22 protein-coding genes and 3 tRNA genes are annotated in these 26971 nt (G+C 68.8%); 9 read left to right on the top strand and 16 right to left on the bottom strand.

All coding sequences use genetic code 11. The annotated features are described in order from the left end of the window. Positions 1-69 precede the first annotated feature (69 nt). From ACWCQS_RS30545 to ACWCQS_RS30505, 9 genes are all read right to left on the bottom strand, one after another. A complete protein-coding gene (locus tag ACWCQS_RS30545) occupies positions 70-1848 on the bottom strand; it encodes a hypothetical protein (RefSeq protein ID WP_451007436.1) in 1779 nt (592 codons plus the stop codon). A gap of 121 nt (positions 1849-1969) precedes the next feature. Next, entirely contained in the window at positions 1970-2848 is an 879-nt protein-coding gene (locus ACWCQS_RS30540) for a GNAT family N-acetyltransferase (RefSeq protein WP_451007435.1), read from the bottom strand. 86 nt (positions 2849-2934) lie between these two features. Next, complete coding sequence (locus ACWCQS_RS30535) at positions 2935-4371, bottom strand: terminase large subunit domain-containing protein (protein WP_451007434.1); 1437 nt, start codon at positions 4369-4371, stop codon at positions 2935-2937. A 53-nt stretch (positions 4372-4424) separates the two neighbouring features. Continuing rightward, positions 4425-4847, bottom strand: coding sequence for a hypothetical protein (locus ACWCQS_RS30530; protein ID WP_451007433.1), 423 nt, complete (start codon positions 4845-4847; stop codon positions 4425-4427). 267 nt (positions 4848-5114) lie between these two features. Continuing rightward, a complete protein-coding gene (locus ACWCQS_RS30525) occupies positions 5115-5705 on the bottom strand; it encodes a hypothetical protein (RefSeq protein ID WP_451007432.1) in 591 nt (196 codons plus the stop codon). A 281-nt stretch (positions 5706-5986) separates the two neighbouring features. After that, positions 5987-6919 (bottom strand): ParB N-terminal domain-containing protein, encoded by a 933-nt coding sequence (locus tag ACWCQS_RS30520; RefSeq protein WP_451007431.1) that lies wholly within the window; start codon positions 6917-6919, stop codon positions 5987-5989. A gap of 2 nt (positions 6920-6921) precedes the next feature. Further along, positions 6922-8256: a putative antirestriction adenine methyltransferase gene (locus tag ACWCQS_RS30515; RefSeq protein ID WP_451007430.1), complete on the bottom strand. Its 1335-nt coding sequence runs from the start codon at positions 8254-8256 to the stop codon at positions 6922-6924. Between the two features lie 133 nt (positions 8257-8389). Further along, complete coding sequence (locus tag ACWCQS_RS30510; protein WP_451007429.1) at positions 8390-8803, bottom strand: hypothetical protein; 414 nt, start codon at positions 8801-8803, stop codon at positions 8390-8392. A gap of 202 nt (positions 8804-9005) precedes the next feature. Then, positions 9006-10154 (bottom strand): ParB/RepB/Spo0J family partition protein, encoded by a 1149-nt coding sequence (locus ACWCQS_RS30505; protein WP_451007428.1) that lies wholly within the window; start codon positions 10152-10154, stop codon positions 9006-9008. A gap of 846 nt (positions 10155-11000) precedes the next feature. On the opposite strand from ACWCQS_RS30505, the gene ACWCQS_RS30500 reads away from it, so the two are divergent. Beyond that, positions 11001-11543: a hypothetical protein gene (locus tag ACWCQS_RS30500; RefSeq protein WP_451007427.1), complete on the top strand. Its 543-nt coding sequence runs from the start codon at positions 11001-11003 to the stop codon at positions 11541-11543. 4 nt (positions 11544-11547) lie between these two features. Further along, a complete protein-coding gene (locus ACWCQS_RS30495) occupies positions 11548-12315 on the top strand; it encodes a hypothetical protein (protein ID WP_330340116.1) in 768 nt (255 codons plus the stop codon). Here ACWCQS_RS30495 and ACWCQS_RS30490 read toward each other — a convergent pair. Beyond that, a complete protein-coding gene (locus ACWCQS_RS30490; protein WP_451007426.1) occupies positions 12312-13259 on the bottom strand; it encodes a recombinase family protein in 948 nt (315 codons plus the stop codon). The two genes, ACWCQS_RS30495 and ACWCQS_RS30490, sit on opposite strands and share 4 nt — an antisense overlap. A gap of 134 nt (positions 13260-13393) precedes the next feature. After that, positions 13394-13642, bottom strand: a complete 249-nt coding sequence (locus ACWCQS_RS30485) for a DNA-binding protein (protein WP_451007425.1) — start codon at positions 13640-13642, stop codon at positions 13394-13396. A gap of 154 nt (positions 13643-13796) precedes the next feature. Here ACWCQS_RS30485 and ACWCQS_RS30480 point away from each other — a divergent pair, with 154 nt between their 5' ends. Next, positions 13797-15680, top strand: coding sequence for a tyrosine-type recombinase/integrase (locus ACWCQS_RS30480; RefSeq protein ID WP_451007424.1), 1884 nt, complete (start codon positions 13797-13799; stop codon positions 15678-15680). Between the two features lie 148 nt (positions 15681-15828). Here ACWCQS_RS30480 and ACWCQS_RS30475 read toward each other — a convergent pair. The 3 genes from ACWCQS_RS30475 to ACWCQS_RS30465 form a co-directional block, all read right to left on the bottom strand. After that, a tRNA-Ile gene (locus tag ACWCQS_RS30475) sits at positions 15829-15905 on the bottom strand. Between the two features lie 176 nt (positions 15906-16081). Continuing rightward, positions 16082-16154: transfer RNA gene (locus ACWCQS_RS30470), tRNA-Asn, on the bottom strand. Positions 16155-16160: 6 nt separating this feature from the next. After that, positions 16161-16233: transfer RNA gene (locus tag ACWCQS_RS30465), tRNA-Asn, on the bottom strand. A gap of 159 nt (positions 16234-16392) precedes the next feature. Here ACWCQS_RS30465 and ACWCQS_RS30460 point away from each other — a divergent pair. From ACWCQS_RS30460 to ACWCQS_RS30445, 4 genes are all read left to right on the top strand, one after another. Continuing rightward, a complete protein-coding gene (locus ACWCQS_RS30460) occupies positions 16393-16698 on the top strand; it encodes a YtxH domain-containing protein (protein WP_451007423.1) in 306 nt (101 codons plus the stop codon). A 75-nt stretch (positions 16699-16773) separates the two neighbouring features. Next, entirely contained in the window at positions 16774-18213 is a 1440-nt protein-coding gene (locus ACWCQS_RS30455) for an FGGY family carbohydrate kinase (RefSeq protein WP_451007422.1), read from the top strand. A gap of 142 nt (positions 18214-18355) precedes the next feature. Next, positions 18356-20089 (top strand): ABC transporter ATP-binding protein, encoded by a 1734-nt coding sequence (locus ACWCQS_RS30450; protein WP_451007421.1) that lies wholly within the window; start codon positions 18356-18358, stop codon positions 20087-20089. Then, on the top strand, positions 20089-22017 hold the full coding sequence (locus ACWCQS_RS30445) for an ABC transporter ATP-binding protein (protein ID WP_451007420.1): 1929 nt from the start codon (positions 20089-20091) through the stop codon (positions 22015-22017). The genes ACWCQS_RS30450 and ACWCQS_RS30445 overlap by 1 nt, the downstream gene beginning before the upstream one ends. 38 nt (positions 22018-22055) lie before the next feature. On the opposite strand, the gene ACWCQS_RS30440 is transcribed toward ACWCQS_RS30445, so the two are convergent. Next, the gene (locus ACWCQS_RS30440) at positions 22056-23339 is read right to left on the bottom strand and encodes an RNA polymerase sigma factor (protein WP_451007419.1); all 1284 of its coding nucleotides are present in this window, start codon (positions 23337-23339) and stop codon (positions 22056-22058) included. A gap of 137 nt (positions 23340-23476) precedes the next feature. Between ACWCQS_RS30440 and ACWCQS_RS30435 the strand changes: the two genes are divergently transcribed. Then, positions 23477-24085: a hypothetical protein gene (locus ACWCQS_RS30435; protein ID WP_451007418.1), complete on the top strand. Its 609-nt coding sequence runs from the start codon at positions 23477-23479 to the stop codon at positions 24083-24085. Then, positions 24064-25071 (top strand): nucleotidyl transferase AbiEii/AbiGii toxin family protein, encoded by a 1008-nt coding sequence (locus ACWCQS_RS30430; RefSeq protein ID WP_451007417.1) that lies wholly within the window; start codon positions 24064-24066, stop codon positions 25069-25071. The genes ACWCQS_RS30435 and ACWCQS_RS30430 overlap by 22 nt, the downstream gene beginning before the upstream one ends. Here the strand turns inward: ACWCQS_RS30430 and dnaG are convergent. Continuing rightward, the gene (gene dnaG / locus ACWCQS_RS30425; protein ID WP_451007416.1) at positions 25068-26966 is read right to left on the bottom strand and encodes a DNA primase; all 1899 of its coding nucleotides are present in this window, start codon (positions 26964-26966) and stop codon (positions 25068-25070) included. The genes ACWCQS_RS30430 and dnaG overlap by 4 nt on opposite strands. Positions 26967-26971: the final 5 nt, after the last annotated feature.

The raw sequence follows: 26971 nt of genomic DNA, 5'->3' as shown, positions 1-26971 counted from the left end.
CCGCGCCGTCGATCAGTGTAGCCACCGACGCCGACAGACCAAGAGCTTCCATCTCCCAAGCACGCTGCCTCACCGGTCTGCCGCCACCGGCTCCCGCTCGCTCTCCATGCCAACCCGGTTGCCGCCGTCGGCCGGCGCCATCCCGCCGTTTTGCTCCTGGTCCCCGTCGCCTTCGTCGTGCCCGCGTCGAGCAGCAGCCTCCGCCATCCGCACCTCGGCCTCCTGGTCCGCCTTCGCCCGGATGCGGGCCACCTCCTGCGACGCGTCCTTGATCGGGTATCCGGCCTCCATCAGCATCGTTACGGCCGTCTCAAGCGACAGCACCCCGGCCCCGTACGCCGTGACGACCTCCTCCAGCACCGCGGCACGGTCGGTAGGAGTGTGTGGCGCCCACGCCAGCCGCGCCGGCAGGGTCTCCCCGGACGACCAACCCTCCGCCCGCCCGGCCTGGTACAACCGCTGCACCATCTTGAACAGCAGCCGGTACTTATGTTCCCGCGCGAGCCGCATCATGCCGACCAGCGCATCCAGCGGGCCCAGCGCCAGCTTCAGGGCGTAACCCGACGGCACCTCCGTGGCGTCCAGCGTCCCAAGCCCGGCGGCCGTCACCCTGCTGTTCGCCGCGATCCGCTCCAGCAAGTGATCAACCCGGGCTCGCAGCTCGGCCAACTGCGGCGACGTGTCCAAGGCATCCATCCGCCCCGTCTCCCCGAGCTGCCACACCGCACCGGCCTTCACCTGAAGCTCCTGCGGCTTGCCCGTGGCCCGGTCTACCGGCAGGCGCGCCCCGGCGAGCCCGATGATCGGCGTGCCCGTCGTCGCTGAAGCCGCCGAGCTGTCGGAGTCGGTGGCCGCGAGCTCGTCGAGCGCCTGCAGAACCCGCGCCAGAATCGAGCGCCCCCAGTGCTCCCCGCCGTCCGGGATGGTGTTCGCGATGTGTACCACCGGCACGAAGTCGATCATCAGATCCAGCCGGTTCAGCTCCGTGCCGTCAGGGCGCACTCGGTACGCGGCCTTGTCCATCGGCAGCTGATCCAGCGTTTCGCCGTTCTTCAGGTCCTCCAGCAGCCACTCCGCGTCCGTCAGGTAGCACGTGACGTTTGACGCCCGACCTGGCTCCCACGGGTACGTGCGTATCCCCGCAGTGCTGCCGCCGCCCTCGACGTCCTCGCCGCCCACGCCCTCGGCGATCGGCCCCAGCTCGTACGTCACCCGACGCACCCGAGCCTTCAACCCCGCCTCGTCGTCCGCCGGCAGCTCCCACGCCAGATGCACCCGGCTCGGGAAGTCCTCGTCCTCGTCACCCCACTGCGGGAAGAAGAACCCCGGATCGTAGACCCGCAGCGTCGGCCGCTGCTTGTCCGGGTTCCACGCCAGCACCATCACGCTGTCCCCGAGCAGCACTGCCCCTCGCTCCGCCTGCTGGATCCGGAACGTCAGTAGTTCCTTATCCCCCCACTTCCGCAACCGGTCCTGCACCGCTGCGGCCTCCGCCGCACCGGGCGCCGGTGCCTCCGCGTCGGCGTGCTCCGCCCCCTCGACGGTGATCCTCTGCTCCGAGCCCAGGAGGTAGCCCAGCGCGGTATCCACCAGCTTCGCCGCGTCTCCCAGCTCCCGCCGCTCCAGTGCGCTGGCATCACCACCGGCCGCCGCGAGCTGCCCGGCCTGATTGTTGTCGTACGACGCGAGCACCTTGTACGCGGCCAGCCGCCGCAACTCGTGCGGCGGGACCCACGCCTTGGCCAGCTCTGGGAACGCGCGGCTGCCCGGACGGCCGGCCTCCGCCATCACCGGCTTGTAGTTCAGCCACGACCATGCATCGATCACAATTTGGCGCAGGCCCACCATGTCTCCTGGCAGTCGGCCCCGCGCCGCAGAAACCGTACCGCCCACAATGGCTCCGGTGTCCGCAGCGAGGTCTCCTGAGGGCAGAAGTGTTCGCTACCCTCACGGGGCCGTCCAGAGTTCTTCAACGGATTTCTGGCGCGGCACACGAGAAGTCGTACACCGCGAAGTCGGTAACCGGGCGGTACCCGATCCGCTGATAGAGACCGTTGCTTGTGGGATTGGCTAGGTCCGCGAACAGCAAGATCTCCGCCGCGCCTGCAGCCAGCGCGGCCCGACTCACCTCGACCGTCGCGGCGCCCGCGTAACCCCGGCCGCGCAGGTGGGCCGGGGTGTAGACAGGGGCCACGCGGATCTGGCCGGCGACCATCGGGGTCACGCCCGCCATGCAGACGGGGGTGCCGTCCGGGGTCTCCCAGAACGTGACGCGTCCGTGGGCGATGCGCGTATCCGCCCACGAGCTGCTGTCCGCAGTGGGAGTTCCTCCGATGTCGGCAATAAACTCGCGGTGCCAACGGATGAGTCGCTCGCGGTCCTGCTCGCCCGCGATTCGACCCCGTCCCTCCGGGAGCAGTTCCGGTGGCGTCAGCGTGTCGAGGCGGTATAGGCGCTCGCGCTCGTAGAGCGTTGGCGTTGCGCCCGTGTGCCGCTGCCAGGCCTTGGCGAAGGCGGTGGCGGTGTCGTGGTCCGCGCTGACGCCAGGGAGAGGGCGACCGAGGCGGGACAGGTCGGCGGCGAGGCTGTCGGCCTCCTCGGGGGTAAGAGGGGTGAGGTATGGGCGTCGGGGCGGGGTACGGAAGAAGGCCGCGCGAACCTCGCCCGCTTGCTCCAGCCAGCCGAAGACGGGGGCTTCAGCGCCGTACGCATGCGCCCCGCGCGTGCGCAACGCCTCGGTTACCGTCAGCGGGACGGTGTGCAGGGCGGGGCGCGAGCGCAGGAACTCTCCGGCTCGGGCCAGAAAGTCGTCGAGGTCTTCCGTGAGGTGCCAGCCATCCGGGCGCATGTCTCATGATCCCTCGTGCTGTCGGCCTACGCCTGCGGTTTTTCCGCTGAGGCGAGGCGACAGAGAGCAGTGCACCAACGCGCTCCTCAGCGTCGGCTGTCGAGTCGATGATCAGATGCACCCCGCGGAGGCGGCATCGTCGGGTCGAGGAACAGATCCCACAGCGCCCACACCGCCGAGTCCAGCAGGTCCGGCGAGTCCTCGGTCTCGCCCTGGCCGACGAACGTCGTCATCTGCTCCTCCAACTCCGCGAACAACCGTGCCGGACCGACGTGCGACACCCTGGCCTGCTCGTACATCTGGGCCGCTGGTGCCGCCCGCGCCCGCTTCCCCCGCGTGGCGTGAACGATTCGCCAGTTCACCGTCGGGTCCACCTGCTCCAGCAGCGCCGGCAGGTAGTCACCGCCGTTGTTCGCCTCGATCACCACGCAGTCCGCACGGTGCTCGTGATACAGCTCGGCGGCCCGCTTCATCGCCTGCGTCGGCGTGTACCGGTCCTGCTCGCAGTGCAGCAGATACCCGCGAGGCCGGTCGTCCCCGAACATCGTCTCCGCCGGGAACCCGCGCCCCGCCACCGTGAACGCGGTCATGTCCGCGTTCTCGTGCGACTTCGTGGCGGGGTCGACCGCGACCACCACCCGCTGAAGGTCAGGCAGGTACTCAGGCCGGGGACGGAAGCCCTCGACCTCCAGCATCCAGCCCTTCCACAGCGCGCCCTCCACGTCCTCGAGTAGTTCACCGGACAGCTCCTGCCGCCCCAGCCGGGTGCCGGCGTACTCCTGCTCCAGCTCCTCGCGCGCCGCAGCAGACAGGTTCGCGTCGTTCTCCCGCATGTGCCCACGGGTCAGCACCACCCGCGGGGGCGCCCCACCCTCAAGGTGCGCATTCTCCTGGACCCGGCCACGTTCGACGAGCCGCTTGACGTGCGGGAGCGGCTTCGGCGTCGTGGAGATCACCACCTGCGGGGTGTCCGCCTCACGCAGGCAGAACCACAGCATGTCGTAGACCTCCTGGGCGGTGTGCCGCGACCAGGCCGCGTACTCGTCGCACCACGCCTTGTCGAACGCCCAGCCCCGCAGGTTGTCCGGCGTCTCCGCACCGAACCCCCGGATCAGCGTGCCGTTCGTCAGCCGGAGCGTCGTCTCGCCCAGGCTGGAGTTGTACTTCGCCACCTCCTCCGGCGGGAACACCGACAGCAGCCCGCTCTTGGGGGACTCGAAGCAGATGTCCCGCACCAGCGTGGCGTTCTTCGCCACGACCGCGATCTGCAACCCTGGCGTCTGCGCCCACTGCCTCACCGTCTCCGCCGCCGTCCGCGACTTGCCCCAGCCGCGGCCGGTGAGCAGCATCCACACCGTCCACAGCCACAGCGGCTGACGCTGCGCCGCACGCGCATGGTGGTGCAGCCAGTCCGCGTGCGGTAGCCCGTCACAGTCCGGAACCTCACACGCCCACCGTCGCGCCGACAATTCATCGGCGCGGATCAGCGCGGCGACCTCGGCCCGCAGCTGCTCCTCGCTCATCACCGACGGGTCCGCGAGCCCCTCGACCATTCGGCGCTTGGCCCGGCCCCGACTCACTGCGCGCCCTCCGACAACCGCCGCTCCAGCTCACGGCGCAGCTGATCCATCCGGGCCCGGCGCTCCTCATCGGACAGCGCAGCCACGTCCGCGCCCTGGTCGCGGTCCTCGACCACCCCGGCTTCCGGCGCCTCACCCACGGCCCGCCGCTCGATCTCCGCCGCAACCTGGATGTAGCGCAGCAACTCAGACGGCGACAACTCCCGCGGGTCCAGCATCTGAAGACGGGCCACCGCCTTGCTCTGCACGGCCTGCGCCAACTTCGCGTGCCGGCGCGCCAGATCACGCCGCGCCTGCGCCTGCTCCGCGAGAAACAGTCGGTCTTGCTCACGGTCGTACGCTGTCGCCCGCATCACCCAGGCGTACTGACGCGACCACCTGCCCAAGAGCGCGCGAGATTTATGCAACTCGCGTGCCACCTTTGTGACGCTCCTCCCGGGCCCGAGATCGCGGTACATAGCGAATGCCTCGAAAGCCTGAGGAGACTCACGCGCCTGCCGCTCCCATGGGTCGGCGAGGCCCCGGTCAGCCACCGGTTAGCCTTCCTTCTCCCCCAGCGCCACCGATTGACAGCCACGTCCAGGGCACAAGAGTAGACAGCAGCGGGGCGGGAAGCAGGTGTCTGGCCTCGCCCAGGCACCCTTCCAACTGTCGGTGCGACCAACGCTTACCGGGTCGTCCGTCGTTCACTGTCCGCACCAAAAACAGGTTTCCGAGCCAGGGTGGCCGTACTTCTGTGTTCCACAACGCGGGCAGGTCGGGCGGGGCGGCCGCACCGTCGGTGCGTAGGGCCCTGGTCGTCCATCCGGCGTTTGCCACTGCTCCAAGTCGTGGATGCGCTCCCTCACGTGTTCGGCGCCTGCCGCAGCTAAGTCCGATACGTAGGCATCGAGTTCACGGCGCGCGCGTTCTGCCTCATCCTTCTGCGAACTCTGCTGACGGAACCGCTCCGCTTCCAATACCCGCCTTTCAGCGCCTATGCGCTTCGCAATAAGAAGAGCGCCGACGTCGGCTGCGCCGAAAAGGGCAGCTCCCATCAGGTAGTCAGGGGCGGCGGTCACTGCCAGACCGACATGCAGCAAGGTGAGGGCAGTGAACCCCATGATCCAGTACCAGATGCTGGACCCGTCCTCCTCGCCGGTAATGCGCGCTCCGATGGGTGCACCGCGCTCATGCGGCGACACCCAGGTTCCGTCGGCTCGGTAATATCCGCGAACATGCGGCATGAGACCCCCAGCAAACACTGACTGTTCCCAGTCGGCCACCCACAGCTTCATGATGCACCAGCGGCCCTTCCGGCTCGAAGCCCACGGACGCTTCGACCAAAGGCTGCGCCTTGCTCCCCTGCCAACCGGGACCGCCAACGGCTCGTCTCCTCGGCGGCTGACCGGGACCGGCCTGAATGACCTGCTGCCTGGCCGATGCCGACTCCGATGACAATGCGCTGGTACCGTCCGCATGAGTTGTGCCGGCACTGAGCGTGGCAGCATAGGGCGACTAGGCCACCAACCGATGCGGCGCTGGCGCCTCGGCCAGCCCGCGACCTGGCTGAGGCGTATCAGACATGAGATCGGGGCTCAGCCGTCTGATCATGAGCTCCACGAGCGAGGATTTCGAGAGCTCGCCATGGCTCCACCGCAGGCACGCTGCCGTCCTTCACAAGTCGGTCGATGGCGGCTCGTACGACGGCCGCTGTCTCCACCGGCACTTCCCGTACGCCGAACACCGTCTCCAGCGGCGCCGTCCCCGCCCGCTTCGGCTCCCCAGAGGCTGTGTCGAACCAGCCCTCGGCCAGCTCGCTCAGGTGCCGCTCGAACACCGCCAGGATCACGCCGAGCGCGGTCGCACTGTTGCCGATCTTGTACGCGGCCCGGGAAGTCTCCAGCGCATCGAGCACCGGCTCGTACTGCTCCAGCCCGGCGAGCCACCGCTGGTCCGCCGTCGCCGTCGACCGGGCGGCATCGAACGCGGCTTCGGCCCGCTCCAGCTCATCGGGCAGGAACATGAACTGCACGCTGGCGAAGTCGAGATTCGCCTCGCCCAGGGAGGCGACGTCCACCTTCTCCAACAGGTCCAGCGCCTTGTCGTCCAGACCCGTGTACTGCCGCCACTCCACCGACTCCAGCTCGTCGTACAGCTCCTTGAGGATCGCCGGATCGTCCTGGCCCGCGATCGCGTTGTGCGACAGCTGCAGCGCGATCTGCCGCTGGCGGGGCAGCGGCTCGTCTATCTGCATCCACCAGATCTGCGACAGGCCGGCCTCGATCGCGGCAAGCGTGCGATGGTTGCCCGACAGCACGACTAGCCGCCCCGTCTCGCGGTCGTTCCACACCAGCGGCGTCGAGGTCAGGCAGCCGTCGCGCGCGATGTTGGCCACGAGCTGCCGGAACTGCTCGTGTGGCAGGAACCTGGCGTTGACGTCGAGCAGCGTCAGCGTGCGCGGGTCGCCCTGCATCATCTGCGGCGGGGCGAGGCGCGTGGTCTCCTCCATGGTCAGACTCCCGTCTTCGTCATCGGGGCGCCCCACCGCTTCGCCCACTTCTCCAGGCCGTCGGCCAGTGTGTGCTCGCCCATCGCCCCTTGGTACTGGAGCTGGAACTTCCAGCCGTCCTCGTTCGACGGACCGCGCTTGGTCAGCTTGAGCAGCCCGCGGTACTTCATCGACACCGGGTTGTTGCTGAACGCCGTCGTGGACACCCACCGGATCCGCCGCGAGAACGCCCGCTGGCACAGCAGCTGCGCCTCGGCGCTGGTGGCCGCGAGAACGATCAGCTTCGACAGCCGGGGGTAGTCGGTCGGCGCGACCGCGAAGTCCGACAGCACATACGCCTCGTCCGGCGTGTACGAGCTCGGTGCCATCGCGAACACGCCGAGCACCCGGCCCCTGCCGTCCTTCACCGCCACGGCCAGGTTCGCCGCACCCGGCGCGATCTTCGGATTCAGGTACCGGGAACGCAGGGCGTTGAACTGGCCCGGCTTCAGCAGCGACAGGGTGAGCGGGCCGACCAGCTCTTGCCCCTGTCGCAGCCGCGGGGCCTTCACCGGCTCGATCGGCTGGCGTGGGGCGACGATCCTCGTCCTGGCCTCGCTGGCGTACACGTAGAACGGAGCGGCACGCGGCGTCGCCTTGATCACCCCGCGCAGGTAGCGGTGCAGCTCGGGCACGTCGTGGTTGGAGGCCGTCAGCCAGTACGGCCGGTCCGTGATCGCACCGAGCACGCTGATCACGTCGTCATCCGACAGCGGCTCGTACTCGGGCGCGTCCCAGGTGAAGTGCGCCTCCAGCGGCTCGTACAGCTTCTCGTAGCCACCGCCGTAGAAGGGAGGGAAGGAGCACACCGGGGCGTCCCTGGGCACCTTTTGGAGCCAGGAGCGCACGTCTTCGACCTCGTAGGAGGCGAGTTCGATGTTCGAGCCGGACAGCCGCTCGACCGTCTCTGCGTGCTTGGCCTTCCACTGCTCCCGGTAGGAGCGGACGACCCGTTCGTGCCACAGCCCCTCGCGGCCGACGCTGGCGAGGAACCGTGTGCCGAGCATGAGCGTGGCAACGGTTCCGACGCCGTCGTCCAAGGAGTCGGCGAGCCAGCCGAGTTCGTCTCGACTCTCCTCACGGAGCTGGATGCCGAGCGGCTGGCGGGTGAGCCACCGGCCGACCGCGCTGGTGTAGATGGACACGTCGGAGGAGTGCAGGGCGAAGCCCATGCCGGCCACGCTGCGCTCGATGGTGAAGTTGCCACAGCACGGGACGTACATCGGGCCGCTCGGCCACTGACTGGCGGTCTCGCGCACGATGGAGCGCATTGGGCCCGGGATGGTGCCCTGGAACATCTCTCGCCTCCCGACGTACGACAACGCCCGGCCTCGGTGGGATGCCGGGCCGGGCGCTGCGCTGGAACCTTACACAAGGAGCAGGCAGCCCCTTGGAATCATGTCACCTATCTCGTGGGCGCGGTTCCGACGCTCACATCAAGGTGCCCTGCCGGTAGTGGCCATCCTCCATCGGGGACAGCTCTCGTACGTCGTCCCCCGTAGCATCCTTCCACCACGCGGCGAACACTCGGCGGTGGCACCACAGGCCCGGCTTGGCCAGGTCCTCGAAGCAGAGCAGAACCAGACGGTGATCACCCTCCGCCTGAGTGATCTGCCGCAGCCGCGCTGTGATCCGTTCAGGCCCGAGCTGATCGAGGTCGGCTCGGTAGGCCGCGATGAACTCCGGCTCGGGGCTGGAGAGGTAGTCACGACGCGGCGCGAGTTCCCGCACCGAGTGGGTGAGGGAGTAGGGGAGCTTGAAGCGGGGAGCGCCCAGGGTGATGCGCACCGGCACTCCCTGCGGGGGCTGGAACGCCTGGAACCGGTTGGTGAACAGGGTGAGCACGCAGCTTCCTTTCATCTGTGCTCAGTGGCCGGGCGCCCGTCGGCGCCGCCGACGGGCGCCCGGATGTCGTCAGTGCTCCGCTCAGGCCGCCGAGGACCTGAGCGGCACTGGGCCCGCAGGGAGCTGACCCCTGCGGGCCCGGCGAGTGGCCATACATGCCAGCAGGGAGGGGGCCCGCTGGGCGCGACCCCCCTCCCTCTGACTACTTCGCTGCCGCTGCGGCCTTCTTGGCGACCGTCCGAGGCGCCGGGACCTTTGCCGTGGTAGCCGTCGGCGCCGCGGGCTTCGCGATGGTGGACTTCGCAGCCGTCTTCTTCGCTGCCGGCCACGGCTTGGCCGCCTCCTTCGCCTTGGGCATCTCCGCCTCGGCCGCTTCCGGCTTGGCTTCAACCTCCGCCTTCTTCGCCGCCGCTTCCTGCTGGACCTCGATCGCAGCCTTGTTGAACTCCGCCTCCATGGCCCGCTGGATGCCCTGGGCCTTGCTCAGCAGGTTCCGCACCATCTGCACCTTGGCGTACAGGCGGCCGACGACGCGCACGTGGCGGCTGAGGTCGTCACCGAGGATGACCGCCAGGTCCTCCGGCTTCTTCTCGGCCAGCTCCTCCAGCAGCGGGATCAGGACTTCCTCAGCCTTGCCGAGCCCGTCCTTCGCCTTGGCCTTGGCCTTCTTCCGCGTCTCCTGCTCCTCGGCTGTCGGAGCCTTCTCGTTGGTCAGGGAGGTCTGCTGCTCCATCAGCTTGAGGCCATTCGCGAAGTGCTGCGCCTCAGCCTCGCTGTCGAAGTCGCCACGCACGTACCGCATGGCAGCCACCATCTGGTTGGCCGGGGTGAGCTGGGCGATGTGCCAAGCCAGGTTGTTCTTGATCTGGCCATTGTCGACCATTTCCGCGACCTCGGGGCGCAGGGTGAGCAGGCCGAGCCGCCAGGTGATGTGGGTTTCCGTCTTGCCGAACTGCTTGGCAATCTTCGCCGGGGTCCAACCGGCGGCCTTGAGGTCGGCGTACGCGCCGGCCTCTTCCATGATGGTCATGTCGGCGCGGTTCACGTTTTCCGCGATGCTGAGGACGTACGCCTCCTCCTCGGAGGCGCCCTCGACCACCTTGGCCGGGATGACCTCCAGGCCGGCCGCCTTGCAAGACCGCCAGCGGCGCTCACCCGCGATCAGCATGTACGGGACCTTGGCGCCCTCGACCGGCCGGACGACGACCGGCTGGAGGAGGCCGTTCTCCTTGATGCTGGCGGTCAGTTCCTGCTGCGCCTCCTCGGAGAAGAACTTGCGGGGCTGCTCCGGGTTGGGGGCGATCTCGCTGATCTTGATGTTAACGAAAGCGACCTTGCTGGTGTCGGTCATTTCCCGCGCCTTTCTGAATTCTCTTTAGAGGGTATTTCCCTTTGTTCTTACACTTATATCTTAATGGCAGATACCGCCAAGGCAAGTGGGAAATCCTTTTAATTCAAGGGAATTCAAAAAGGAAACACCCCCGTTTTTCTAGATTCCATTCGGCTGCGGATACGAGAGAGCCCGCCACGACCGAGCGGTCAATGGCGGGCTGGCTCCCGTCACACACCCCGACGGCCGCACCGGACAGCCGACTCCTCGCCAGGCGGGGCGCGGGGGGTCGGCCGCCCGGCGAGGAGTAGGGAAGGATGCCGCTTGCGCGACGTTGCCGTGCGGGTTCCTGCGGCTGCTGTACCCGCCTCGACGCCTTAGAACTTACCTCAGGCTCTCAATAATGTCACCTATCTCTTGCTCAATCGCGGCGATGCCGCGACGGTTCAAGCGTGACCGCCCTCCTGAGGGTTGGTACTGGGCTTCTCCCGATGCATCAGGGCTACGCACTCCACGAGCTTGCGCGCTTCTTCCAGATCCTTGGCCCCGCCTTGCCCTCGCAGGATCCTCGGGGGCATCTTCGCCAGCGCAGCGACCCGCCGCTCGTCTATCCCGGACATGCGATTCCTCCCGTGAACGGCAAGCGCGCCGCCACCGCCCGCCCTGTGCAACTCCCCCTCGAAACGCCTGCCGCCGAGCAGACGCCAGGAGCGTCGCGGCGCCCGCCGCACACACGTCGACACTCCCCGGGAACTGTCCGATAGACCTTATAACCCGTCCGACCTGCAAGGTACTGTAAGAGGTGGGACGCTCTTTACCGGCCAGTCACCTGCCGGTGAGCATACGACACAGCAGAGTTGGCGGGGCATGGAAGACACCTCTGACGGGCTCGAACCCAGCAGCCTGAGCGCGAAGTTGCTCGCCCTGCTGCGCCTGCGACGAGACCCGGACGGGTTCACTCCCAGCGCCCGCGACGTTGCACAGGCAACGTCAACCCCGGGACACCGCAAACCAGTTCTGTCCCATGGTCAGGTGAACAGCCTGCTGAACGGCACGAGCAGCAACCCGACGTCGTCTACAATTGCCGCTCTTGCTGGGGCGCTTGACGCCCCGGCGGCGTTCCTGCTGCCAGGGGCAGAGTGGGACGACCTGACTGCGCTCACCGTGTACCGGGAGCGCCCCGAAGCTCGTGAGACTCTGCGTTTAATGCAGGGCCTTGAGGTGCAGGACATTCTTGAAATCAACATAAGGCTCCGGGAGATCCGTGGTCGACGAGGGCTGTCCAACGACGTCCCCGCGATCCCCCCACCTCCCCCCGGCGTCGACCAGCCCCGCGAGGGGCGACCGCGGCGCCACCTGAGCTGGGACGAAGCCGCTGAGAGGGCAGCGGCCGATCTGGAAGGACGTTGACCCGTTGGACGGCCCAATCTTCAGCGCCTGTGCCCTGCTCACGGCGCTCACGAGCGCGCTGTGCCTGTACACCACCCTCCAGCGTCGGCATAAGCCCGAGTACCGCCTGGCCCGGCGAGCGCGGGCCATCGCCTCTCTGAGTGCTTTCATCGGCTCGCTTCTTGCAATCCCCACCGTTGCCGACGCAGTCGATCAGGTGGCCAAGTGCAATGAGTTGGCCACGCTGGCATCGGACCTCGCGGCGGTCGTCTTCGGCGCCGGACTCCAGGTCATGGTGGTGGACTGGCGGCACCCGAGGGAGCGCGTCAACGCCAGTGTCACGAAGCGCGTGGCGGCCACATGCGCCGTCATCGTGCTTCTCCTGTGGGAGTTCCATCGCATAGACACGGCACACGTCGACCTGTCCACGGTCTACGCGCGTGACCACCAGGTCACCGTGTATCTGCTCACCTATCTAGCCTTCTCCGCAGCTGCCGCGTTGGAGGTGAGCACCATCTCCGCACTCCTTGCCCGCCGCACGCGGCTGCGCGGCCATGCCTCCGCCCTCGGCCTGAGCATCTGCGCGGCAGGCGGCGCGTTCGGACTCGCCTACGCCATGAGCCGGAGCAGCTACCTCATTGCCGTCCACGCCGGCCACGCATGGCCGTTGTCTGTAGAGAACGCGATCAGCCCCGCGTTGGCAGGATTGGCCATCGGATGCGTGACCATCGGCCTCTCCCTGGCCACCGTCAGAGCGGACGCCAGCCGCAGGCGCGTGGGCAGTAGAGGCTAGGCGGACTTCTCGTCCACCTTTTCGCCATACTCGGCGTCACCCCACCGGCGCCAGTGCAGTGCTACCCGGTCCGCGTCCACCGTGCGCGAGCCCCTGGACGCGGCCGGGTACACAGCCACTTGCTCCAGCATGAGGACCAAGACCCCCCTCTTCGCGACCAGCGGTGCGTGCTTCCACCACCGAACCAGGTCCGGCACAGCCCCGACCGGGACGTGCTTGGCCTGCTCAAGGAAGCGGGCCTGTGCCGAGTCCGCACGGATCTGCTGTGCAAGCTCCCTATCGGCCGCCTTGAATGCCTTCATCGACATGCCCGACGAGGTCGCGTACTCCTCGCCCAGCTTCTTCTGCCGCCGCCGCGCGGCAGCCGCCTTCTTGCGCAGTTCAGCGGCTTCGGCCAGCAACTGGTCGCGTGCCTGCCCGATCAGTGCACTGACCTCCGGCTTGGCCAGCTCGGCCAGTACGTGCTCAGCCACGTAGATCTCTAGAAGGTCAGCATTGATGCGGACCTTGCCGCATCCGCCGGGATGCTGCGCGGTACTCGGAGCACAGCGGTGGCCGCGGGTACCGCTGTTCGAGGGCGAGGCGCTGAGCGTGGTCGCGCACAGGCCACAGACACCCAGAGGGCCGGAGATCAGGTACTCACGTTGCGCTGCCCGCTTGGTGTCCGGGTTGTTGGAGGGACGCATCGCGCGGATAGCCACGAAGTCCTCGGGGGGGATGATCGCCGGGCCGCCGGTCTCGACCAACTCACCGTTCTCGTCCTCCGCCAGGCCGGCGATGGCCGGGTGGTCGAGGACGTTCGCCAGGACGTCCGGCTTGAAGAGACCGCCCCGCGTGGTGCGGTACCCCTCCGCGTTCATCCACTCGCAGATGGCGGGGTAGCTCTGCTTGAGCAGCCGCCGAGAAGCGGCAGCCCGAATGCCCTCAGCCTCGCTCTCGCGCACACGCCGGTACGCCATGTCGTCGAAGCCGTACAGCCTTGGCATCTCCTCGCCCCTCCTACCGACCCCCCCACTCGTAAAACTTTACAGGAGATAGGTCACAATCTTGCTAAATCGTCCGAACACCTCTCGACTCATCACGCTCCGCGCCGCTCCTCCAATCCGAGCAGCTTCCACAGCTCCGCCGTCGGCACACGTACCGTCCGACCCAACGTGAGCGTGCGGACCGGGAAGGACCCGTTGCGGATCAGCTCGTACGCCTTGTCACGGCCGATCCCGAGGGCACGCCCAGCAGTTGTCACGTTGACCGTGGCCGGAAGAGACAGGAGCTCCTCCAGGCTCATCGCCCCGGCCGAAGCCTGCCCGCCCGCTTCCTGAGCAGTCATTTCGTTGGTCGCAATCTCCCCCACGCCAACTTGTAGGCGACTTTACAACAGTGTCCGACAGCCCCAGCAAGATCGAGAGAGAGCAAGCAAGACACGTACGGACACGTGCGTACAACGGCGACTGGCAGCGAGCCAGTTGATAGCAGGGGGTCGGATGTTCTCGCCGAGCTACTACCGGCGATGTCAGTGCAAGGGGCCACTCAAGGACAAGGACGGCAAGCCCATCCTCGACGCCGAGGGCAATCCCAAGATCGGCTCCATCGGCACAACATGTCCCAAACTGGGGAAGGGGCACGGAACCTGGGCGTTCTACTTCGAGTTGGAAGCAGGCGAGGGAGGCAAGCGCCAGCGCGTACGCCGCGGCGGCTTCGCCACCAAGGACGACGCGAAGAAGAAGGCTAAGGAGCTGTACGACGCCGCCACCGCCGGCACCGACGTGCTGTCCGACGAGAAGTGCGGCGACTTCTTCCTGCGCTGGATCAAGGCGAAGAAGTCCCTCGCCCGCACCACTCGCCACGGCTACGAAGAGCACATCACCAACTACCTCGTCCCTCACCTCGGCCACATCAAGCGCCGTGACCTCAAGGTGAGTCACCTAGACCGGATGTACGACGCGATCGAGAAGGAGAACGCCGAGCGGATCCTCCACCGTCTCCGCGTCGATCAGCTCCAGAAGGAACGCGACGACGCGCACCGGGCCTGGGTGAAGGCGGCCGGGAAGAAGGAGGAGCGCCGCGCCGCCCGTCGAGCGTTCCTCGACGCGAACGCGGCCCTCCGCGAGGGCAAGAAGGGGCTGCGAAAGGTCACCTCCGCCGCCACCATGCACCGCATCAACGACACCCTCAGCTCGGCGCTCTCCTGGGGGATCAAGCGCGAGCAGGCGTTCGCCAGGAACTGGGCGCAGCTCGTGGAGCTACCGCCGGTCACCCGGCCGAAGCCACTCGTCTGGACGCCCGAGCGCGTCGAGCATTGGAAGCGCACCGGCGAGAAGCCCGGCCCGGTCATGGTCTGGACACCGGAGCTGACCGGTCAGTTCCTCGACTTCGTCAAGGGCGACTGGCTCTACGAGCTGTGGCACAGCTTCATCTTCCTCGGCCCCCGACGCGGCGAGATGGCCGCGCTGCCGTGGACGGAGGTCAACACGGACGCCCTCTGGCTGCGGATCTCCCAGCAGATCGTGGAGGTCGCCTACGAGCTGTACGGCGAAGCGCCGAAGGCCGACAGCGTCCGCACCCTGTCGCTGAGCCTGGAGTCCGCCGACAACCTGGTCAATTTCCGTGCGAAGCAGGAACAGAAGCGCCAGGAGTGGAGAGACGCCTACGTCGAGACCGGCCGCGTATGGACGCACGAGAACGGGGAGGCACTGCACCCCGACTGGATATCCCGACGCTTCACCCGCCTCGTGGAGCTGTCCGGCCTGCCGTCGGTCCGCCTGCACGACCTGCGTCACCTCGCCGCCACCCTGTCTCTGCTCGCCGGGAACGACATCAAGGTGGTCCAGGAGAAGCTAGGGCACTCCTCCCGCCAGATCACCTCCGACACGTACACCAGCGTGCTGCCCGAGATGATGCGGGCCGAGGCCGAGTCGGTGATGGCCGTCGTCCCCCGCGACGTCCCCTTCGAGGTGCGCACGCCTCTGGCGATCCCCGAGACGGCCTGGCAGGGCGACATCGCCGTCTTCTTCGCCCACGGCGCGCGGCAGTCAGGTGGCACCTGGGCTGTGGGAGCTCAGGCCCAACCGGAATCCGATCTTCTCGGCATGATCACACTGGCCGGCCGCAGCCAGGACGACGCGGCCAACGCGGCCGTGAAGTGGATACGTGATCACTGCACCGCGAACGATCTTGAGCTGGTTCGAGTGGAGAACTTCAACTACCGGTATCCGGAAGAGCAGCGGTCGGACTTCTCACTCACACGCTTCACGATCGCCCGCTCCGAAGCCCCGGGCCTGGATGGCTGGGCGCTGCCGACGGGCCTGCCGCCCGCAGCGGCCTGGCCTGCTCGCCGCACTCCGAACGGGCGTCGGAAGGCGGCATGAGGGCTCCTCTGTCCACTGGATCGCCCCCGTGTCCACTACGTGTCCACTGGATCTTGGTCTGAGGGGGTGAAGGAGGGCCGCCACGCCGGGCGTGGTGACCCTCCTTCTCCGTTGCCGCAGGTAGAAACGCTTCTGCATCTGCGGTGCCTGGTGGGGCGGGTGGGACTCGAACCCACGGCCGACGGATTATGAGTCCGCTGCTCTAACCGGCTGAGCTACCGCCCCATAGCGGCGTGTCGCGTACAAGTGTGCGCGCCGTCTGCCGCAGCATAGCCGCTCATACGATCTCCTGCTTCGGATGGTCGGCTTCCGTGCTGCTCATGACCTTGAGGACATTGACGCAGGCGCGACGGTTCCCCCGGGCATGAAAAAGGACCCCCAAGGGGTCCTCGTTCATCGCGCTCCCCCGACTGGACTCGAACCAGTAACCTGCCGGTTAACAGCCGGCTGCTCTGCCAATTGAGCTACGGAGGACCGAAGCTCCCCCGACTGGACTCGAACCAGTAACCTGCCGGTTAACAGCCGGCTGCTCTGCCAATTGAGCTACGGAGGATCGCCTCGTTTGCATCGAACGTACCTCCCCGGGTATTCGCCAGGGGGCGCTCGCTCGCTGCGACACATACATTAGCGCAAGCAGGGGGGTGTTCCGCCAATCGGTTCCCCTCGGCGCCCACGTCGCACCGCAGACCAAGGCAAGGGAAGGGTGGCAGCCATGCGCTACCGGCTCACGTTCGTCGCCGGACTGGCCCTCGGTTACGTGCTCGGCACGAGGGCCGGTCGCGAGCGCTACGAGCAGCTGAAGAAGTCCGCTCGGCGGATCGCGCAGAACCCGGCCGTCCGCAATACCGCCGAGACCGCCGCCCAGCAGGGCCGCCAGTACGCCGGCAAGGCCTTCCACACGGTCAGCCACAGGGTCGGCGACCGCGTCCCCGAGACCGTGGCCCAGCGGGTCCGCTCCCTGCGGGAACGGAACCTGAACGGCACCCCGGAGGACGACTGGGGCACGAGCAACACGTAGGAGTGCACGCCTCCCCACTCCCTTGGCCGCCCACTGCCACCGCATCATCCACAGGAATGCTGCAAAATTCAGGGCATGGGGATAGTCGCCGGCTTGGACAGCTCACCGGACTTCACACGCATCGTGGTCTGCGACACGGACACCGGTGCCGTACTGCGGCAGGGATACGCCCAGCATCCAGTGGAGGGCCGGCCCAGCGACGTGGACCCGCAGGCCTGGCTGCTCTCCCTCGGTGAGGCGGCCGGCGGCGGCCTCTTGGAGGGCGTGCAGGCCATCGGCGTGTCGGCCCAGCAGAACGCACTGGTCCCGCTGGACGCCCAGGGCAACACCGTGCGCCCGGCGCTGGTCGGCGCGGACAAGCGGGCGCAGGTCGCGGCGGCCGACCTGATCGACGCGCTCGGCGGGCGGGAGGCCTGGGCGCAGGCCGTCGGCTGCGTGCCGCAGGCCGCCCAGCCCGTCACCAAGCTGCGCTGGCTCGCCAAGAGCGAGCCCGAGAACGCCCGCCGCACGGCCGTACTGCTGCAGGCGCACGACTGGCTGGTCTGGCAGTTGCTCGGGCGGCCGGTGCGCAGGACCACCGATCGCGGTGGGGCGTCCGGCACCGGGTACTGGTCTGCCGCCACCGGCGCCTACCGGCCCGACCTGGTCGAGCTGGCGCTCGGCCATCAGGCGATGCTGCCGGAGGTGATCGGCCCGTCGGACGCGGCCGGTACGACCCCGGAGGGGCTGCTGATCTCCGCCGGGACCGGGGAGACCATGGCCGCCGCGTTCGGGCTCGGGATCGGGCTGGGGGACGCGGTCGTGTCCCTCGGTGCCTCCGGGTCCGTGATGGCCGTGCACCCCGAGGCGCTCGCCGACCAGTCCGGGATGATCACCTCGCTCGCCGACGCCACCGGCATGCACCTGCCGGTCGTCACCACCCTGAACGCCGTACGGGCCCTGCGCGGGACCGCCGAACTCCTCGGGCTGCCGGATCTGGAGAGCCTGTCCGAGCTGGCGATGAAGTCCACGCCGGGCGCGCACGGACTGGTCCTGCTCCCCTATCTGGAGGGAGAGCGGACGCCGAATCTGCCGCACACCGCCGGGACTCTCGCGGGCCTCAGGCGCGAGTCGATGAAGCCCGAGCATCTGGCGCGCGCCGCGTTCGAGGGCATGCTGTGCGGGCTCGGCGACGCGCTGGACGTGCTGCGCGGGCGGGGCGTGGACGTGCGGCGCATCTTCCTGCTCGGGCCGGCCGCCGAGCTGCCCGCCGTGCAGGCCTCGGCGCCCTCGCTGTTCGGCGCGCAGGTCGTCGTACCGCAGCCCGCGGACTACGCGGCGATCGGCGCGGCCCGGCAGGCGGCCTGGGCGCTCGGTGTGTCGCAGGGCGCGCTCGATCCGCGCACCCCGCCGGCCTGGCAGGGCGCGGCGGCGCAGGTGCTGGAGCCGGGCGACGAACTGCCCGTGGGCCAGGCGGTGCGGCAGCAGTTCACGGCGGTGCGGGAGCAGACCCACCCGGGGGCGTTCCGCGTGTGAGACGTAGGGCCGGCGGCCGAGGCACCGTCGGTCCTTGGTCCGCTGTCGGGTTAATCGGTTGAGGTAACGCGGGTGGAGTGTCCGACGATAGGGGCCAGGGGCAACCGACCAGCCCCCACCCGCCGACTCCGAGAGACCCAGCGTGCTCATACGACTCCTGCGGACCTATCTCAGGCCCTACAAGAAGCCCATCGCCCTGCTGGTGCTGCTGCAGTTCCTGCAGACCTGCGCCACCCTCTACCTGCCCACGCTGAACGCGCACATCATCGACAACGGTGTCGTGAAGGGCGACACGGACTACATCCTGTCCTTCGGTGCCCTGATGATCGGCATCTCGCTCGCGCAGGTCGTGTGCAACATCGGCGCCGTGTACTTCGGTGCGCGGACCGCCTCCGCGCTCGGCCGGGACGTGCGCGGGGCCGTCTTCGACCGGGTGCAGTCCTTCTCCGCGCGCGAGGTGGGTCACTTCGGCGCGCCGTCGCTCATCACCCGTACGACGAACGACGTACAGCAGGTCCAGATGCTGGCCCTGATGACGTTCACCCTGATGGTGTCGGCGCCCATCATGTGTGTGGGCGGCATCGTGCTGGCGCTCGGCCTGGACGTGCCGCTGTCCGGGGTGCTCGTGGCCGTCGTGCCGGTGCTGGCGATCTCCGTGACGCTCATCGTGCGCCGGCTGCGCCCGCTGTTCCGCTCGATGCAGGTCCGCCTGGACACGGTGAACCGGGTGCTGCGCGAGCAGATCACCGGCAACCGGGTGATCCGCGCCTTCGTGCGCGACGAGTACGAGCAGGGCCGGTTCGGGAAGGCCAACGGCGATCTCACCGAGATGCAGCTGGCCACCGGCCGGATGCTCGCGCTGATGTTCCCGATCGTCATGACGGTGGTGAACCTGTCGTCGATCGCGGTGGTGTGGTTCGGCGCGCACCGGATCGACAGCGGCGGGATGCAGATCGGTGACCTGACCGCCTTCCTCGCCTATCTGATGCAGATCGTCATGTCCGTGATGATGGCCACCTTCATGTTCATGATGGTGCCGCGCGCGGAGGTGTGCGCCGAGCGCATCGAGGAGGTCCTCGGGACCGACTCCAGCGTGGTTCCGCCGGTCGCGCCGGTCACGGAGCTGCGCCGGCACGGGTATCTGGAGGTCCGGGGCGCGGGCTTCCGCTATCCGGGTGCCGAGGAGCCGGTGCTGAAGTCCATCGACCTGGTGGCCCGGCCCGGTGAGGTGACGGCCGTGATCGGCTCCACCGGCAGCGGCAAGTCGACGCTGCTCGGGCTGGTCCCGCGGCTGTTCGACGCCACCGAGGGCGAGGTCCTGGTGGACGGCGTGGACGTGCAGGAGGTCGACCCGAAGCTGCTCGCGCGGACGGTCGGGCTGGTGCCGCAGAAGCCGTACCTGTTCGCGGGGACGGTCGCCACCAACCTGCGCTACGGCAACCCGGACGCCACCGACGAGGAGCTGTGGCACGCGCTGGAGGTGGCGCAGGCCAAGGACTTCGTGAGCAAGCTGGAGGGCGGCCTGGACGCGCCGATCGCGCAGGGCGGTACGAACGTCTCCGGCGGCCAGCGCCAGCGGCTCGCCATCGCCCGCACCCTGGTCCAGCGCCCGGAGATCTACCTCTTCGACGACTCCTTCTCCGCGCTCGACTACGCCACCGACGCGGCCCTGCGCGCCGCGCTCGCCCGCGAGACCGCCGAGGCGACCGTCGTCATCGTCGCCCAGCGGGTGGCGACCATCCGGGACGCGGACCGGATCGTCGTGCTGGACGAGGGCCGGGTGGTCGGCTCCGGCCGGCACCGGGAGCTGATGGCGAGCAACGAGACCTACCGGGAGATCGTGCTCTCCCAGCTGACGGAAGCGGAGGCCGCCTGATGGCAGGGCCCATGGGACGCATGATGGCCGGGGGCGGCCCCGACCAGCGCTCGATGGACTTCAAGGGGTCGGGCAAACGGCTCGTCGCCCAGTTCAGACCGGAACGGCTCACGATCTACGGCCTGCTGCTCTGTGTGGTCGTCAGCGTGACCCTCAGCGTGATCGGCCCGAAGATCCTCGGCAGGGCCACCGACCTGGTCTTCGCCGGCATCATCGGCCGGCAGATGCCGGCCGGGGTCACCAAGGAGCAGGTTCTCGACCGGATGCGGGCCCATGGCCAGGGCTCCATCGCGGACATGCTGAAGAGCACCGACTTCACCCCCGGCAAGGGCATCGACTTCGGTGCCGTCGGCAACGTCCTGCTGTTCGCGCTCTGTACGTTCCTGGTCGCCGGCCTGCTGATGGCGGTGGCCACCCGGCTCGTCAACCGGGCCGTGAACCGCACGATGTACCGGATGCGCGAGTCCGTGCAGGCGAAGCTGTCACGGCTGCCGCTGTCGTACTTCGACAAGCGCCAGCGCGGCGAGGTGCTGTCCCGCGCGACGAACGACATCGACAACATCGGGCAGACGCTCCAGCAGTCGATGGGGCAGCTGATCAACTCGCTGCTGACCATCATCGGCGTGCTCGTGATGATGTTCTACGTCTCCTGGATCCTGGCGCTGGTCGCCCTGGTCACCGTGCCGCTGTCGTTCCTGGTGGCCACCCGGGTCGGCAAGCGCTCGCAGCCGCACTTCGTGCAGCAGTGGCGCTCCACCGGCAAACTGAACGCGCATGTCGAGGAGATGTACACCGGGCACACCCTGGTGAAGGTGTTCGGCCGGCAGGAGGAGTCGGCGAAGCAGTTCGCCGAGCAGAACGAGGCGCTGTACCAGGCCGGGTTCAAGGCGCAGTTCAACAGCGGCGTCATGCAGCCGCTGATGATGTTCGTGTCGAACCTGAACTACGTCCTGGTGGCGGTGGTCGGCGGTCTGCGGGTCGCCTCGGGTTCCCTGTCCATCGGTGACGTCCAGGCCTTCATCCAGTACTCGCGGCAGTTCTCGATGCCGCTGACGCAGGTCGCGTCGATGGCGAACCTGGTGCAGTCCGGTGTCGCCTCGGCCGAGCGGATCTTCGAACTCCTGGACGCGGAGGAGCAGGAGGCGGATCCGGTGCCGGGCGAGCGGCCGGCGGAGCTGCGCGGCCGGGTGCGGCTGGAGCACGTGTCCTTCCGGTACGACCCGGAGAAGCCGCTGATCGAGGACCTCTCGCTCACGGTGGAGCCCGGTCACACGGTGGCGATCGTCGGTCCGACGGGTGCGGGCAAGACCACGCTGGTCAACCTGCTGATGCGGTTCTACGACGTCTCGGGCGGCCGGATCGCCCTCGACGGGGTCGACATCCAGAAGATGTCCCGGGACGAACTCCGTTCCGGTATCGGCATGGTGCTGCAGGACACCTGGCTGTTCGGCGGCACCATCGCGGACAACATCGCATACGGGGCGTCCCGGGAGGTCACCCGCGGGGAGATCGAGGAGGCGGCACGGGCGGCCCACGCCGACCGGTTCATCCGCACGCTCCCCGACGGGTACGACACCGTGATCGACGACGAGGGCACGGGCGTCAGCGCGGGTGAGAAGCAGCTCATCACCATCGCGCGGGCGTTCCTGTCCGACCCGACGATCCTGGTGCTGGACGAGGCGACGAGTTCGGTCGACACCCGCACCGAGGTGCTGATCCAGAAGGCGATGGCCAAGCTGGCCGCGGGACGGACGTCGTTCGTGATCGCGCACCGGCTGTCGACGATCCGGGACGCCGACACGATTCTCGTGATGGAGAACGGGTCGATCGTGGAACAGGGCGCGCACGCGGAGCTGTTGGCCGCGGACGGTGCGTACGCCCGGCTGTACAAGGCCCAGTTCGCGCAGGCTGTGGCCGAGGTGGACTAGGCGCACGGGGGGGGCCGTCGGCAGGCGGCCCCCCCCGTTCAGTCCAGATAACCCCTCAGCTGGTCAGCGAAGGCATGATCCCGGAGCTTGTTGAGGGTCTTGGACTCGATCTGCCGTATCCGCTCCCGGGTCACCCCGAACAGCCGGCCTATCTCCTCCAGCGTGCGGGGCCGGCCGTCGATGAGCCCGTACCGGAGCTGTACGACCTTCCGCTCCCGCTCGCCCAGCGTGGACAGCACGGCCTCCAGATGCTCCCGGAGCAGCAGGAACGCCGCCGACTCGACCGGCGATGCCGCGTCCCCGTCCTCGATCAGGTCGCCGAGGGCGACGTCGTCCTCCTCGCCGACCGGGGCGTGCAGCGAGACCGGCTCCTGGGCGAGGCGCAGCACCTCGGAGACCCGTTCGGGCGGCAGGTCGAGATGCGCGGCGACCTCTTCGGGCGTCGGCTCGTAACCCCGCTCCTGGAGCATGCGCCGCTGCACCCGGACGACCCGGTTGATCAGTTCGACCACGTGCACCGGAACCCGTATGGTGCGGGCCTGGTCGGCCAGGGCCCGGGACATGGCCTGGCGGATCCACCAGGTGGCGTAGGTCGAGAACTTGTAGCCGCGGGCGTAGTCGAACTTCTCCACCGCCCGGATCAGCCCGAGGTTGCCCTCCTGGACGAGGTCGAGCATGGTCAGGCCGCGGCCGACGTACCGCTTGGCGACGGACACGACGAGCCGCAGGTTGGCCTCGATGAGCCGCCGCTTGGCCATCCGCCCCATGACGACGAGCCGGTCCAGGTCGAGCGCCAACTGGCTGTCCAGATCGGAGGCGTTGCCCAGCTTCTCCTCGGCGAACAGGCCGGCCTCGACCCGGCGGGCGAGTTCGACCTCCTCTGCGGCGGTGAGCAGCGGGATACGGCCGATCTCGCGCAGGTACTGGCGGAACAGGTCGGCCGAGGGGCCGCCGGTCTCGGCCCGGGCGGCGACCCGTGTCTCGACGGGCTCGGCGGCCTCCAGCGGTTCGCCGTCCTCCTCGGGCTCGTCCACGAGCGCCTCCGCCGGTGGTTCCACCGGCTCGGCGGGCACCGCCTCCGGGTGGTGGGCGGGGCGGCCCTGCGGGGGCACGGCCACGAGGACGTCCAGCTCCGCGTCCGGCTCGTCCGCGGTCGTGCCGGTGGTACCGGTGGCACTGGTGGCACTGGTGGCGCTGTCGGTCTGGGTGAGGGTCTGGGTCTGCACGGGGGCGACCTCCAGGATGATCGCTGCTGAAGGCTGTGCGGCAGCGGTACTTCGGGAGCGGAGAGTCGACGGCCTGCGCTCCGAGGACTCGGGCACCGGACCCAGTGTGGAGTACGACACATCCCCGCCACGAGGGGCTTGCGGTGACTTTTTGCGTCCGGTTCGTGACCGGATGGTGATCGACGCAGGAAAACCGGGCGCCGGGTCCGGCCTTGATCTGGGAGGATCCCCGGGTGTCCGGACTTCTGTACGAAACCCATGTCACCGTCCGCTGTGCCGGCCCCGCCGAGACAAAGCGGCTGCGCGGCTGGGCGGAGGCGGCCGGGCTGAAGCTGACGCACATCGTGCTGGCCCGCGGCCGGATGCAGGACCAGCCGATGCTGACCCTGGCCGGTTCGGCCTCGTACGCCGAGCAGTCGGCGCGGGCGGACCGGACGGTGGCGGCGCTGCGGTCGGCCGGTTTCGCGCCGGTCCGGGTGAAGACGGAGTCGGTGCCGTGGGCGCCGGAGGTGCCCGATGGGCCGTGCGGGGGCGGGCAGTACTTCGAGCACCATGTGAAGCTGCTCCTGGACGCGGAGACCGACCTGGCCTCGTTGACCGCACGGGTCGTCCCGCACGGCGCGCACCTGTCGTGGAACGCACGCCGGGTGTGCGAGGACGGACGGCACGAGCGGTTCGTGACGCAGCGCTGCCGGGGTGTCCGCGACGCGGCGGCCGAACAAGCTCTGCGTCTGCTGCTCTCGGAACTCGGCGGGTTCGAAGTCCTGTCCGTGGAGCGGGAGTTCGTGCTGCACGACAGCGATGAGTCGGTGGACGAGGGATGGCTGGAGGTGTCGGCGTGAGCGAGACATGGCGCGCCCTGTGGCGCAGCGAGCGGCTTCCCGCAGAGCCCCTGGACGAGGCGACCCGGCGGGCGAACGACCTGCCGCGCACGCTGACGCAGGTACCCGGCGAAGACGTGACCCAGCGGCCCGTCTTCGAACCGGCCCTCAAGCAGTACCAGAACGCCTACCGCGCCACCGACCCCGCCTTCGCCGACCCGGCGCGCGGCGAGGCGTGGCGTACGGCCCGGCGGCAGGCGCTGCACCTGGTCCTGGCCGCGATCGGGGACTCCGAGTGGGTCGAGTCCCTGGTGCTGCGCGGCAGTCTGCTGATGTCGCTGTGGTTCGGGGAGGCGGCCCGCGAGCCCGGCGACCTGGACTTCGTCGTCGTACCGGCGGACTGGGGGATCGAGGAGGCGCGCACGACCCGGATGCTCGACGGCATCGCGGAGGCGGCGCAGGCGCGGGCGGCGGACGCCGGAGAAGTGAGGTTCGCGGCCCGGAGCACCCTCGTGGAGGACATCTGGACCTACGACCGTGTGCCCGGCCGCCGCATGCTCCTGCCCTGGTCGGCACCCGGCCTGCCCGGCGGGCACGTGCAGCTGGACTTCGTCTTCAACGAGGAGCTGCCCGAGCAGCCCGAGCCGGTCGAACTACCCGGCCGAGCCGTGCTGTCGGCCGCGTCCCCCGAGCTGTCGCTGGCCTGGAAGCTGATGTGGCTGATGGACGACATGCATCCCCAGGGCAAGGACCTGTACGACGCCGTACTGCTGGCCGAATCCCACCCGCTCCGCTACGACCTGCTGCTGCGGGCCTTCCAGCTCTCGGGCAGCGCCGACTCGTCCGGCCGGGACCGCGATCTGGTCACCCTGCGAGAGGTGGCACAGGCCGTGGAATACGTCGAGTGGGACCACTTCGTCACCGAGTACCCGCGGTTCGCCCACCGCGGGCGCGAGTTCGCGAAGCGGCTGGTGCAGGCGGTGACACCGACCTTCGCGGGCCGCTAGAGCGCCTCCGCCCCCCGCTCCCGGAGCGCCTGGTCGTACTGCTGCAGCACCCACATCTCGTTCTGTACGGCGGCCAGTTGGGCGGGGTCGCCGCCGGTGGCGAGGCGGGTCAGCTGGGACTGGATGTCGTGGATGCGGCGCTCGACGGCGCGGCGGCGGATCTGGACCAGGACCGTGCCGGCGTAGGTCTCGTCGACCGTGCGGCGCAGGATCGGTTCCACGGCCAGCTCGGTGACCATCGCGCGGACGGTGTCGTCGGGCGCGGCCTCACGGACCCGGACCAGGTACTCCTGCGGGTCCTGGACGCCGTACTCCGCGCCGCCCGCCTCCGCGACGGCCTGGCGGACGGCCGCGTACGGCGGCGCGGTGAACTCGTCCACACCGTAGGCGTCGAAGGCCGGGGAGACCAGCTCGGGGCGCTGGAGGGCGAGTTTGAGCAGTTCGCGTTCGGCGGCGTAGACCGGGTTGCGCAGGGTGAGGGCCGGGCCGCTGCTCGCCGGGCGCGGTGTGGCGTCGTACTCCGGCATCCGGCTTCGCGCCGGCGCGGGAGCCTGGCCGCCGTGCCCGTTTCTGCGCACCAGGTAGCCGACGCGATCCACGACGAATTCCTGATCCAGGATTCCGACCAGGCCCGCCAGTTGCACCGCGACCTCACGCCGGACGCTGCGGTCTTTGATCTTGGCCACGACTGGCGCGGCTTCGTCCAGTGCGGCCGCGCGCCCCCCCGGCGTGTCCAGGTCGTAGCGGCTCACGATCTGGCGCAGCGCGAACTCGAAGAGCGGCGTGCGCGGTTCGGCCAGGTCCGCCACCGCCTCGTCGCCCTTGGCCAGGCGCAGCTCGCACGGGTCCATGCCGTCGGGCGCGATGGCGATGTAGGTCTCGGCGGCGAACTTCTGGTCGTCCTCGAAGGCGCGCAGGGCGGCCTTCTGGCCCGCCGCGTCGCCGTCGAAGGTGAAGATCACGCGGGCGCTGCCGTTGTCCATCAGCAGCCGGCGCAGGATCTTGATGTGCTCGCCGCCGAAGGCCGTACCGCAGGTCGCGATGGCCGTCGTGACGCCTGCGAGATGGCAGGCCATGACGTCGGTGTAGCCCTCGACCACGACCGCGCGGCTGGCCTTGGCGATCTCCTTCTTCGCCAGGTCGATGCCGTACAGCACCTGGCTCTTCCTGTAGATCGCCGTATCGGGGGTGTTCAGGTACTTCGGGCCGTTGTCCGCCTCGTACAGCTTGCGGGCGCCGAAGCCGACGACCTCGCCGCCGATGTCCCGGATCGGCCACATCAGACGGCCCCGGAAGCGGTCGATGGGACCCCGGCGGCCCTCCTGCGACAGCCCGGAGAGGATCAGCTCCTTGTCGCTGAAGCCCTTGCCGCGCAGATAGCGGGTGAGGTGGTCCCAGCCCTGGGGGCTGTAGCCGACGCCGAAGTGGACGGCGGCGGCCTGGTCGAAGCCGCGCTCGGCGAGGAAGATCCGGCCGGTCTCGGCCTCGGGGCCGGTGGCGAGCTGCTCGGCGTACCACTGCGCGGCGATCTTGTGCGCCTCGACCAGGCGGATGCGCTCGCCCCGCTGGTGGGTCGGGTTGTACCCGCCCTCCTCGTAACGCAGCGTGATGCCGGCCTGGGCGGCGAGCCGCTCCACCGCCTCCGAGAAGGAGAGGTGGTCCACCTTCATCACGAAGGTGATGGTGTCGCCGCCCTCCTGGCAGCCGAAGCAGTGGAAGAGGCCCTTGCTGGGGCTGACCTGGAAGGACGGCGACTTCTCGTCGTGGAACGGGCACAGCCCCTTGAGGTTGCCGCCGCCCGCGCCCCGCAGCTGGAGGTACTCGGAGACCACGGCGTCGATCGGGACCGCGTCCCGTACCGCCTTCACGTCCTCGTCGTTGATCCGTCCTGCCACGAGGT

The sequence above is a fragment of the Streptomyces sp. NPDC002076 genome (assembly GCF_053593835.1).
Note: the sequence above shows the minus strand (reverse complement) of the source record. Positions and strands in the feature narration are given on the sequence as shown.

Coding starts and splice junctions, on each gene's coding strand:
- ACWCQS_RS30430 (WP_451007417.1), top strand. CDS start 24,064: ATGGCTGGAGGTGTCGGCGTGAGCGAGACATGGCGCGCCCTGTGGCGC.
- ACWCQS_RS30520 (WP_451007431.1), bottom strand. CDS start 6,919: ATGGAGGAGACCACGCGCCTCGCCCCGCCGCAGATGATGCAGGGCGAC.
- ACWCQS_RS30525 (WP_451007432.1), bottom strand. CDS start 5,705: ATGAAGCTGTGGGTGGCCGACTGGGAACAGTCAGTGTTTGCTGGGGGT.
- ACWCQS_RS30500 (WP_451007427.1), top strand. CDS start 11,001: ATGGAAGACACCTCTGACGGGCTCGAACCCAGCAGCCTGAGCGCGAAG.
- ACWCQS_RS30515 (WP_451007430.1), bottom strand. CDS start 8,256: ATGTTCCAGGGCACCATCCCGGGCCCAATGCGCTCCATCGTGCGCGAG.
- ACWCQS_RS30545 (WP_451007436.1), bottom strand. CDS start 1,848: ATGGTGGGCCTGCGCCAAATTGTGATCGATGCATGGTCGTGGCTGAAC.
- ACWCQS_RS30460 (WP_451007423.1), top strand. CDS start 16,393: ATGCGCTACCGGCTCACGTTCGTCGCCGGACTGGCCCTCGGTTACGTG.
- ACWCQS_RS30480 (WP_451007424.1), top strand. CDS start 13,797: ATGTTCTCGCCGAGCTACTACCGGCGATGTCAGTGCAAGGGGCCACTC.
- ACWCQS_RS30540 (WP_451007435.1), bottom strand. CDS start 2,848: ATGCGCCCGGATGGCTGGCACCTCACGGAAGACCTCGACGACTTTCTG.
- ACWCQS_RS30505 (WP_451007428.1), bottom strand. CDS start 10,154: ATGACCGACACCAGCAAGGTCGCTTTCGTTAACATCAAGATCAGCGAG.
- ACWCQS_RS30445 (WP_451007420.1), top strand. CDS start 20,089: ATGGCAGGGCCCATGGGACGCATGATGGCCGGGGGCGGCCCCGACCAG.
- ACWCQS_RS30455 (WP_451007422.1), top strand. CDS start 16,774: ATGGGGATAGTCGCCGGCTTGGACAGCTCACCGGACTTCACACGCATC.
- ACWCQS_RS30535 (WP_451007434.1), bottom strand. CDS start 4,371: ATGAGCGAGGAGCAGCTGCGGGCCGAGGTCGCCGCGCTGATCCGCGCC.
- ACWCQS_RS30485 (WP_451007425.1), bottom strand. CDS start 13,642: ATGACTGCTCAGGAAGCGGGCGGGCAGGCTTCGGCCGGGGCGATGAGC.